At 73.4% G+C, this 9,012-nt stretch carries 11 protein-coding genes and 1 pseudogene; 5 read left to right on the top strand and 7 right to left on the bottom strand.

Going from position 1 to position 9,012, the window contains the following annotated elements; genetic code table 11:
- Positions 1-291, top strand: a pseudogene (locus ACTWQH_RS30360) (hypothetical protein); the annotation flags it as partial.
- A 357-nt stretch (positions 292-648) separates the two neighbouring features.
- On the opposite strand, the gene ACTWQH_RS30355 reads toward ACTWQH_RS30360, so the two are convergent.
- The 4 genes from ACTWQH_RS30355 to ACTWQH_RS30340 form a co-directional block, all read right to left on the bottom strand.
- The gene (locus ACTWQH_RS30355) at positions 649-879 is read right to left on the bottom strand and encodes a hypothetical protein (protein WP_443290009.1); all 231 of its coding nucleotides are present in this window, start codon (positions 877-879) and stop codon (positions 649-651) included.
- A 432-nt stretch (positions 880-1,311) separates the two neighbouring features.
- Positions 1,312-2,010 carry a DsbA family oxidoreductase gene (locus ACTWQH_RS30350; RefSeq protein ID WP_443290008.1) on the bottom strand — a complete coding sequence of 233 codons (699 nt, stop codon included), beginning with the start codon at positions 2,008-2,010 and terminating at the stop codon, positions 1,312-1,314.
- Between the two features lie 67 nt (positions 2,011-2,077).
- Complete coding sequence (locus ACTWQH_RS30345) at positions 2,078-2,662, bottom strand: short chain dehydrogenase (RefSeq protein ID WP_443290007.1); 585 nt, start codon at positions 2,660-2,662, stop codon at positions 2,078-2,080.
- 545 nt (positions 2,663-3,207) lie between these two features.
- Complete coding sequence (locus ACTWQH_RS30340) at positions 3,208-3,825, bottom strand: TOPRIM nucleotidyl transferase/hydrolase domain-containing protein (protein WP_443290006.1); 618 nt, start codon at positions 3,823-3,825, stop codon at positions 3,208-3,210.
- A 204-nt stretch (positions 3,826-4,029) separates the two neighbouring features.
- Here ACTWQH_RS30340 and ACTWQH_RS30335 point away from each other — a divergent pair, with 204 nt between their 5' ends.
- The 3 genes from ACTWQH_RS30335 (at position 4,030) to ACTWQH_RS30325 (ending at position 6,212) form a co-directional block, all read left to right on the top strand.
- Complete coding sequence (locus tag ACTWQH_RS30335; protein WP_443290005.1) at positions 4,030-4,491, top strand: hypothetical protein; 462 nt, start codon at positions 4,030-4,032, stop codon at positions 4,489-4,491.
- Between the two features lie 180 nt (positions 4,492-4,671).
- Positions 4,672-5,256, top strand: coding sequence for a hypothetical protein (locus ACTWQH_RS30330; RefSeq protein WP_443290004.1), 585 nt, complete (start codon positions 4,672-4,674; stop codon positions 5,254-5,256).
- Between the two features lie 398 nt (positions 5,257-5,654).
- Complete coding sequence (locus tag ACTWQH_RS30325; RefSeq protein ID WP_443290003.1) at positions 5,655-6,212, top strand: GNAT family N-acetyltransferase; 558 nt, start codon at positions 5,655-5,657, stop codon at positions 6,210-6,212.
- On the opposite strand, the gene ACTWQH_RS30320 is transcribed toward ACTWQH_RS30325, so the two are convergent.
- Complete coding sequence (locus ACTWQH_RS30320; protein ID WP_443290002.1) at positions 6,203-7,255, bottom strand: pectinesterase family protein; 1,053 nt, start codon at positions 7,253-7,255, stop codon at positions 6,203-6,205. The genes ACTWQH_RS30325 and ACTWQH_RS30320 overlap by 10 nt on opposite strands.
- Positions 7,256-7,323: 68 nt before the next feature.
- On the bottom strand, positions 7,324-7,950 hold the full coding sequence (locus ACTWQH_RS30315; protein ID WP_443290001.1) for a YigZ family protein: 627 nt from the start codon (positions 7,948-7,950) through the stop codon (positions 7,324-7,326).
- Between the two features lie 53 nt (positions 7,951-8,003).
- On the opposite strand from ACTWQH_RS30315, the gene ACTWQH_RS30310 reads away from it, so the two are divergent.
- Positions 8,004-8,420, top strand: a complete 417-nt coding sequence (locus ACTWQH_RS30310; protein WP_443290000.1) for a CoA-binding protein — start codon at positions 8,004-8,006, stop codon at positions 8,418-8,420.
- Between the two features lie 31 nt (positions 8,421-8,451).
- On the opposite strand, the gene ACTWQH_RS30305 is transcribed toward ACTWQH_RS30310, so the two are convergent.
- Complete coding sequence (locus tag ACTWQH_RS30305) at positions 8,452-9,006, bottom strand: YbaK/EbsC family protein (RefSeq protein WP_443289999.1); 555 nt, start codon at positions 9,004-9,006, stop codon at positions 8,452-8,454.
- Between the last annotated feature and the right edge of the window lie 6 nt (positions 9,007-9,012).

Below are 9,012 nucleotides of genomic sequence, written 5' to 3'. Positions count from 1 at the left end.
CAGAACCCGCCGCGCAGCCCGCCCACCCACCACGAACAACCACCGCCAACCCCCACCCGGGCGTGGGAGACCGCGCACCGTGCCCCACAACGCGATCCACGACCACGCGCCCGCGCGCGTCCCAGCCAACGCCGCCGACACCTCACCGGCCCCGATGCCGAGCACCTCACGGACTGGCGCTCTCCCCCCTGCAACCGCTACCTGCTGCGCCGTGGACGCCGCCACTGGTGCTCCACCCGCTGCGGCGACCGTGCCCGCACCTACCCCCACACCCGGCCGAAAGCAGACTGACGAGCCCTGTGAAGCCGCCGAGCGCGGCGCCAGCCCGGGGGTGGGCCCAGTCCGTATGCCCCGGGTGCGTCGGCGGCATCCCCGGCCGCCATGACAGCACGTCACCCCGTTCGCCGCGGCCGTGAAGCGGTCGACATGCCGGAGCTGGACGGCCTACCGGCCGCGTACACCGCGAGCCGACCCGACCACCGTGGTGGCCGCCTGCCCTGCGGCGGTCCTTGAACCCACAGCCCCGGCGAGGTATCAGCAGCACCCTCGTCAGCCGGACCCGGCGCGTCGGCTGGGCGCGGCGAACCGTCCCTTCCACCAGATCGTCGACGAGACGGCGTGGGCAGGCCTGCTCGCAGGTGCGGCCGTTCACCAGTTCTCGGCCTCGCGCACCTCCTGGATGAAGGCGTTGGCGGACGCCCCCTCGTCCACCAGGTCGGGCACGAGGTCGACGGAGCTGAGCAGGGATGATCCCCTGCCCTCCCTCCTGTGCCACCGCTCGGCGATGGCCTGCTGCTTGTCGGCGGGCTGGTGCTCCAGCCACTGCCGGTTCTCCGGGCTGAGCTGCCTGAGAAGGTGGGCGAGCAGATCGGTGACCATAGTGATCAACTCCTCAAAGCTAACAAAGCGGATGAAGCGGGTGGCGACAGCACCAGTCTGCGTGGAAAGCCGGGAAGACGCCGCAGAGCACGGCGGATGTCTCACCCCGTGCGTACCGGAACAGTGCGACAGATGCGGCGTCTCAGTTGATCACTCATCACCACCGACAGCGCGCGCCCTCGCCGGGAGAGCGGACAGGACCGGCGCCCACGTCAGCCCCGCGGTACGGCTTGCCGCCCAACGCAGAACGCCGGGCTCTCCGGAGGCCCGCGCGTCGCTGCGTCATGGCGGCCGGTGACCGGCCGGCCTCCGGAAAGGGGCTCTCCGCCCGGCCTCCCCGGGCCGACGAAAAACGCGCCGGGTCTCGGATTCGGTCGGGCCCCGCCCGCATCGGTGCCCGCAGGATGCGACGCTGCGAGAAGGAAGTGAGGGCTACGGCACCTCGCAGGCCCCGTCGTCGCAACCGGCGTCGCCATCCCCGCCGACGACCTGCAGCGCGCCGGCCGAGGCGGCCTGCTCCAGGGCCTGGGTGAACACCTCCGCGGGCTGCCCGCCGGAGACGCCGAAGCGCCGGTCGATGACGAAGAACGGCACGGCGGTGATGCCCAGCCCGGCGGCCTCCCGCTCGTCGGCCCGCACGGCGTCCGCGTACGCCCCGGCGTCGGCGAGCACCTTCCGCACCTCGCCGGCATCCAGTCCCACGCCCTCAGCGATCTCCGTGACCGTCCCGTCCTCACCGACGGGCCGCGCCTCGGCGAAGTACGCCCGGTACAGCGCGTCCAGCAGCTCCGCCTGCAGCCCGCGTTCCCCGGCCAGGTGCAGCACGCGGTGCAGGTCGAAGGTGCCGGTGGCCAGCCGGTCGTGCCGCATCCCGAGGCCCTCCCCCGCGGCGGCCGCGCCCACGCGGGCCTCCATGGCCCGCAGCTGCTCGTCCCCGATCCGGAACTTGGCCTTGAGGCCCTCGGCGACGGTCTTCGTGCCGCCCCGCGGTGCCCGTGCGTCCAGCTCGAACGACCGGTGCACCACCTCGACCCCGTCCCGCCCGGCGAAGGCCGCGAGCCCCTTTTCGAAGCGGGCCTTGCCGATATAGCACCACGGGCAGACGACGTCGGACCAGATCTCCACGCGCATACGGGAAGAAACCCGCACCCGGGCCTGCGGTATTCCCCGGCGGGGGCGAGACCTGTGGCCACGGCCGTCAGGGGCGTATGGTCCGGCCCCGCGCCGTGCCTTCCACGGCCTCCACATAGGCGCGCGCCACCTCGGCGGCGGGGATGCCCGCCGCGCCGTCCGCACCCATGCCTTCGAGGGTCTCCCTGATCCAGCCGGGGCTGACGAGGTTGATGCGCAGGCCCCGCGGCAGTTCGGCCGCGGCGTTGCGGACGAAGCCCTCCAGGCCGGCGTTGATCAAGGCCCCCAGCGATCCGCCGGGCATCGGAGCGGAGAAGGTGCCTCCGGTCAGCGTGATGGACCCGCTGTCGCGGAGATGACGCAGGGCCCGCCGCGCCAGCGCTACCTGTCCCAGCAGCTTGCCGCGCATCCCGGCGGCGAGGTCCTCATCCGCGGCCTTCTCCAGGTCCACCAGCGGTCCGCCGGCGGCACAGCACACGACCGCGTCAAGATCCGGCAGCTGCGCGAAGATCGCGTCCAGCGAGGACGGATCCGCGAGATCCACCGTCACCGGCCCCCTCCGTGACGCTTTCAGGACCTGATGGGAAGCCTCCAACGCGCGGGCGACGGCGCTGCCGAGCGTCCCTGTCGCCCCGACCACGAGTACCTTCATGGCATCCGATCATGTCAGCTCGAACGGTCGTCACGGCGGGCGGTCTCACAGGCGTAGGAACCGGGCCGTGTTCGCGTCCGGGAATCCCCGCTCGGGCCATCACGTCCGGGGACGCCGTTCGGGGACAGACCGTAAGGACAAGCCGGGCCGAGCCGCCTCGTGGGGGCCTCGTGAGGACTGGCGCTGCGAGCGGGCGGCACCGACGATTCCGCCTACGCCACCGCCGAACGCCAGGCCGGTCGCCGTGCTGTCGAAGACAGCATGGAAGACAGCCGACCCGAGCACGAGCCCGACCGCGATGCTGATCAACACGCCTGCGGCAAAGCCCGATCGACTCCGTGCGTGTGCGCCCTCAAAGGGGGGCGCCCGTCGGTGCCTCCGCAGCCAACACCCACGACAGCGGGCGCCGATACGCTGGTCGAAGGACATCCCGTCGATCAACCCGTCTGGGCGCGGGCGGCGACGTCGCCGGCCGGCCTCGCTGATCACCTGCGGCCCCCTGCCCGCCCGGGGTCTCTCCCGAGGAGATTGAGCTGACCAAGCGGTCAGAGGCTGGCAAGCAGGCCGTCGAGTGGGGCGGGCGTGCGGTCGGGGTCGAGGGCCTCGACGAGGACGCGGCCGTAGTGGATCTTGCGCCCTTTCGTCGTGCCGAGGAATCGCCGCAACTGCTGCTGTGAGGTGCGGCCCCGCTGTGCGGGCTGGCGCAGGAAGGTCTGCAGGGCGCGCAGGTCGCCCTCCGCCCGGACGATCTCCTTCACCCGTGTCACGCCCAGCGCGCGGATGAGCTCGTCCTCCAGATCCGCCGCGCAGACGAAGAACCTTTGCGGTGCCGCACTGGCCCGCTCCAGGCCGCGGGTGTAGTAGCGACGCTCCGCCTCGTCGCACAGTCCCGTCAGGCGCAGGCCCAGGCCGGGCGGCCCCAGGAGGCGGGCGAAGCGCCCGACGCTCATCGCACCGCCCATCGGCAGGACGCAGACGCCTTCGGCCGCCAGGTCCCGGCCGCGGCTCGCGGCCAGCGCGCTGACGGCCGCGGCGTCGCTCGGCCCCTCGAGGAGGACGGCCACCCGGACGGGCAGCCGCGCGGCCAGTTCGCGCGGGGGGTCGCCGGGGCCACCGGCCGCCCACGCGGTGACCGCCTCCCGGAACGACCCCATGTCAGCCATGGGACGAGTCTCCGCCTTTTCCGGGGACCGCGGTAGGCAATTTCGGCCAACGCGTCGACCGGCGCGGTGAGCGGTCGGGCCCGACGTCCCGCGTACCGCCGCGGCGGCGGCCCGGGCACCACTCACAGCCGCGGACGCGTTCTGAGTCGCTGCTGAGTCTGTGTACTCATGCGCCCGTCGATGGCGGGACGCATACTCCGGTGCATGACACGGTTTCGGTGGTCAGTGTTCCCCGCCGCTGCGGGGCTGGTGGTGTCGGTGCCCGTGGGTGTGTGGGGGCTCGTGGGGCAGCGCAACGCCTCCGGTGTCGCGCCCGCCGAGCTCGACTACGCGGTCCGGCCGTGGGACCTGCCCTCCGGCGCGGAAACTCTCCTCGGCGCCTGCGGCACGCTGGCAGCCCTGGGATGCGCCGCGCTGCTCCTGGCCGCCACGCGCGCGGGGTACCTGCGTCCGCAGTGGTGGCACGTGCTCCTGCCGCTGGTGGTCGCGGGTGCGGCGCTGGCGGTCGGATGGCGCGTGATCACCGCCGGAACGATCGGGGCGAACATCGGGGCCGGCCTCGTCGTGCTGTTCGGCACTCCGCTCGTGGCGGTGCTGCTCCTGTGGTCCGCCACCTGCGGTCTGGGGCTGGCGTTGGCGCGCCGAACGCCGACGCGCCACGGCTGAACGCGATCGCGAGCCGGGCGAGGTGGCGGCCCGGCCCACCCCGCGGGCTCCTTCTCTCGTACGAGGCGGCCTCGCCCCGCCACACGTTCGGCCCGCCCGCGTGGCGGGCCGGCGGGAGTGGCACGAGGCTCGGTTGTGTCTGCTTCCACCTCACACCCTCTGCGAAGAGAAGGAGCTGCTATGAACACAAGCCCGTTTCGGGCCCTTGGCACGTCCGGCCTGGCGGCCGCGCTCGCTCTGATCCCGGCGAGCGCCGCCCTCGCGTGGGACGTCCCGGCCGGGCCGGCCGGCGACCACCACGGCACGGAGCACGGCACGCAGGTCGCGCCCCACGCCGGGCCGTACGCCGGAGACAAGCTCGGCGACGACTCCGGCGCCGCCCCGGAGGCACAGCTGCGGGAGGTGCGGAGAGCCACGGTCCGGTACCAGGACGTGCGGCTGGCGGAGGCCGACGGGTACACGATGGGCGAGTCGTGTATCCCGGGCCTGGGCTACCACTTCGTCCGGGAGGTGGCCGAAGGCCCGGAGCAACTGGCCATCACCGAGCCCAACTCCGTTGTGTACGCGCCGCAGGAGGACGGCAGCCTGAAGCTGGTCGCGGTCGGCTACGTGTCCAAGCGGCCCGCCAGCCTCCTCGGCCAGGAGTTCTCGCCGCCGGCCATCCTCCCCTACTACACGCTGCACGCCTGGGCGTGGGAGGAGAACCCCGACGGCACCTTCGAGCACATCAACCCGAACATCACCTGCCCGGGCAAGGAGGAGTAGCCCACGGGAGAGGGCGCGGTGGGCCGGGCGGCGGTACGCCCGGCCCACCCCCAAGCGGTGATGCCCGGGTCGCCGCGTGCCGGTGCGGGCCGGTGGGGCGCTGGAACGCCCTGCCGGGCCACGGCCGTTGACGGAGCCGCGGCAGGCCGAGGACCACGGGTATGAGAGGCTGAGCCGTGGGCCGCGCTTCCTGGCGGTGCGGTGGGGGTGGTGCGGCATGTGTACGCAGCAACGCGCGCAAATGCCTACAACAACCCCCTTAACCCTTACGTCACAACACGTTCGTGATCGCGCAATACCCAGCGACGACCCTCCTTGATATGGCTCACTACCGTTCCCGCCACGGCTCGCGGCGACCGACAGGGCGGCACTCCGGACGAGGCCCCAGCCGTGAGCCCGTGCGGTGCTCCGCGGCGGGCGGCCCGGCCGGCGTGGTGCTGCGCGATGCCGGTCCCGGTGACCACCACGCCGCCCGGGTGTTGCACCGGCGCTGCACCCCGGCGACTCTCGACCTGCGCTACCCGGGCGGGGCGGGCGAGGCCGACCGGTACCTCGGTCATCTCCTCGACCCCCGGCACGGGCGGGCCGTGGCCGCCTGGACGGCGTGGGGGGAGCTGGTGGGGCTGGGGCACCTGCTGTGGGACGGGGAAGAGGCGGAGATCGCCGTGCTGGTCGCCGACGGCTGGCAGCGGTGCGGGATCGGGTCAGCGCTGCTGCGGCGGCTGCTGAGCCTGGCCGCGCACGCGGGCTGCGACGCCGTCTACGCCGTGACGATGCCCGCGAACGCCGGGTTCGCCGCCGCGATGGCGGCGGCGGTCCGCGACGCCGGCCTGTCGCTGGAGCGTCAGGCGTCGCCGGGCGAGCTGGTCCTGTCGGCGCGTCTGGTGCCGCTGCCTCACGCGGCACGGGCCCGCTCCGCCAGGACCGGCTTCCTGCCGACGACGACTCACTCGTAGGGCGCCCAGTCGCCCAGCCAGTCGTCGGCCTCCTGCTCCGCCGCCTGCTCGTCGGTCAGCTGCGGCCGGTCGTCGCCGGCCGGTCCCGAGCCGGGGCCGCTGTTGTGGTGTTCGGCGAAGCGGTCGTCCCTCCAGGAGAAGCCGCTCATGTCGGTCCAGGGGGCGTCCATGACGGCCGCGCTCAGCTCGGTGTCGCGGATGGTCGTCTGCGGGTCCAGCGCGGCGTCCCCGCCGGCGTGCCAGGGCCGGCCGAGGGAGTAGGTGCCGTCGTCCACGTCGCCCGTGATGGTGCTGTCGGTGATGAGGAATCCGGGGAAGTCGAGCGCGGTGGAGGGCGCTGTGACGTAGCCGGAGGAGGAGCCGTCGGGGCGGCGGGTGACCTCGATCACCGAGTCGGTGATGACGGCGGTGGCGCTGCCGAAGACGAAGTCGACGTTGCCCTGGATGGTGGAGCCGGTGATGTGGACCCGCTTCTGGACGTACCGGTCGTCGGAGTCCAGCAGGAGGGTGTCCTGGTCGCCGGTGACGATCACGTTGTCCAGGACGATCCGGTCGCCTCGGGTGCGCAGCGCGACGGCCTGGTGGTCCTCCTGGTCGGCGTGCTCGATCTCGTCGAAGTCGTTGGCGAAGGTGAGGTTGCCGGCCCGGAAGTCGTCGGCGTCGGCCTTGAACGTGGCGCTGCCGGAGGTGCCCCAGGTGCTGATGTGCGGCTTGTTGTCGGGGATGGTGACCAGCTCGCGGTAGGTACCGGGTGCTACGTCGATGGCGACGGGGGTGGTGTTGTCCGCAGGGATGGCGTCGATGGCGGCCTGGACCGTGGTGAAGTCGCCGCTGCCGTCCTGGGCGACGGTGATGTCGGCCTGGGTGGGCGCGTCCTCGGCCCGTGCCCGGTCCTCGCTGCCGATCACGCCGATCACGCCGGTGACGCCGGTGACGCCGGTGACGCCGGTGACGCCGGTGACGGTGAGTGCGGTGGCGGAGGCGAGGGCCAGGGTGGTGAGCACCGCGCTGCGACGGCGGGCGGGCGCTGGTGCGTGGGGCATGCGTGGTCCGTTCTCGCGAGGCGGGTGCCACCCTCTCGTCGCCGCCGAGGGCGGTGAGGTTGCCCCGCTCAGGCGCCGCTGTGGAGGTCGTCGCGGAACTCCAGACGGGCGCCGCCCGCGGTGGTGCCGGCCAGCCAGTCGCGGAACGCCTCGGACTCCGACGCCGGGAGCTCGATCTCGATGGTCACCTCGGCGCCGTAGGTCACGGCGCGGACGGTGCGGCCGGTGGCGCGCAGCTCGTTCTCCAGCTTGCCGGCCCGCTGGTGGCCGGTGGTGACGGCCGCATGCAGCATGCGGCGGCGGGTGACGGTGCCGGCCGCGTCGAGGGCGGCGCCGACGGCGCCGCCGTAGGCGCGGATGAGTCCGCCGGCGCCGAGCTTGGTGCCGCCGAAGTAGCGGCTGACGACGGCGACCGTGTCGTGGACGCGGCGCCGCAGCAGCATCTGGAGCATGGGGACGCCGGCGGTGCCGCCGGGCTCGCCGTCGTCGCTGCTGCGCCGGACGGCCGCGTCGGCGCCGAGGAGGTAGGCGTAGCAGTGGTGGGTGGCGGCCGGGTGACGGGTGCGGACGCGGGCGATGAACGCCTGGGCCTCGGCGTCGGTGGTGGCGGGGGCGAGCGCGCACAGGAAGCGTGAGCGGCTGATCTCCGTCTCGTGTTCGGTCTCGGCCGCCACGGTGAGGTACTCGTCCCGCATCCGTTCAGCGTACGGGCGGGAATGGGGTGGCGCGTGGGGGCGTTCTCGCGGACATGGGTGATGAGAGGGACGAGCAGGAGACGATCCGCCGCATCCTGACCGAGACCGGGGACACCTGGGCGGTGGTGGGGCTGTCGGCGAACGAGCGGCGCGCGGCGTACGGGGTGGCGCGGGTGCTGCAGCGGTACGGCAAGCGGATCGTGCCGGTGCATCCGAAGGCGGAGACGGTGCACGGCGAGCGGGGGTATCCGGAGCTGGCGGCGATCCCGTTCCCCGTGGATGTGGTGGACGTGTTCGTCAACAGCTCGGTGGCGGGCGGCATCGCCGACCAGGCGGTGGCGATCGGCGCGAAGGCGGTGTGGTTCCAGCTGGGCGTCGTGGACGAGGCTGCGTACGAGCGGACGCGGGCGGCCGGCGTGGAGATGGTGATGGATCGCTGCCCGGCGATCGAGCTCCCGCTGCTGGGCTGAACGCCGGGGCGGGCGGCGGCGGGACGGGGCCTCAGCGGCCCAGGCCCTCCAGGACGACGGCGCCGGGGAGGGCGGTCAGCGCCTTGCCCGGGGTGATGAGCTTGCCGCGGCGCCGTCCGCTGCCGATGAGCACGTGCGGCAGGTCGGCCACGGCGGCGTCGAGCAGCAGGGGCCAGTGGGCGGGCAGGCCGATGGGCGTGATGCCGCCGTATTCCATGCCGGTCTCGGCGACGGCGGTCTCGTGGGGCGCGAAGGACGCCTTGCGGGCCTGAAGGTGGCGGCGGACCACACCGTTGACGTCGGCGCGGCCGGTGGCGAGCACGACGCAGGCCGCGAGGCGGGTCTCGCCGCCGCGCTTGGCCGCGATGACGACGCAGTTCGCGGAGGTCTCCAGCAGGTCGGCGCCGTAGGTCTGAACGAAGACGGCGGTGTCGGCCTTGTCGGGGTCGGTGTCGACGTACAGGAGCTGGCCGGCGGGCACCGGGCCCCGCCAGGCGCGGACGGCGTCGGCGACGGGCGGGGGAAGGAGGTCCAGGCACTCCGGGGCGGGGCGGGCGTTGTCGAAGGAGCCGATCGGGGCGCGCATGCGTCG

The organism is Streptomyces sp. 6N223 (assembly GCF_052246635.1).
Lineage (GTDB): Bacteria > Actinomycetota > Actinomycetes > Streptomycetales > Streptomycetaceae > Streptomyces.
This window is presented reverse-complemented; position numbering and strand designations above follow the sequence as displayed.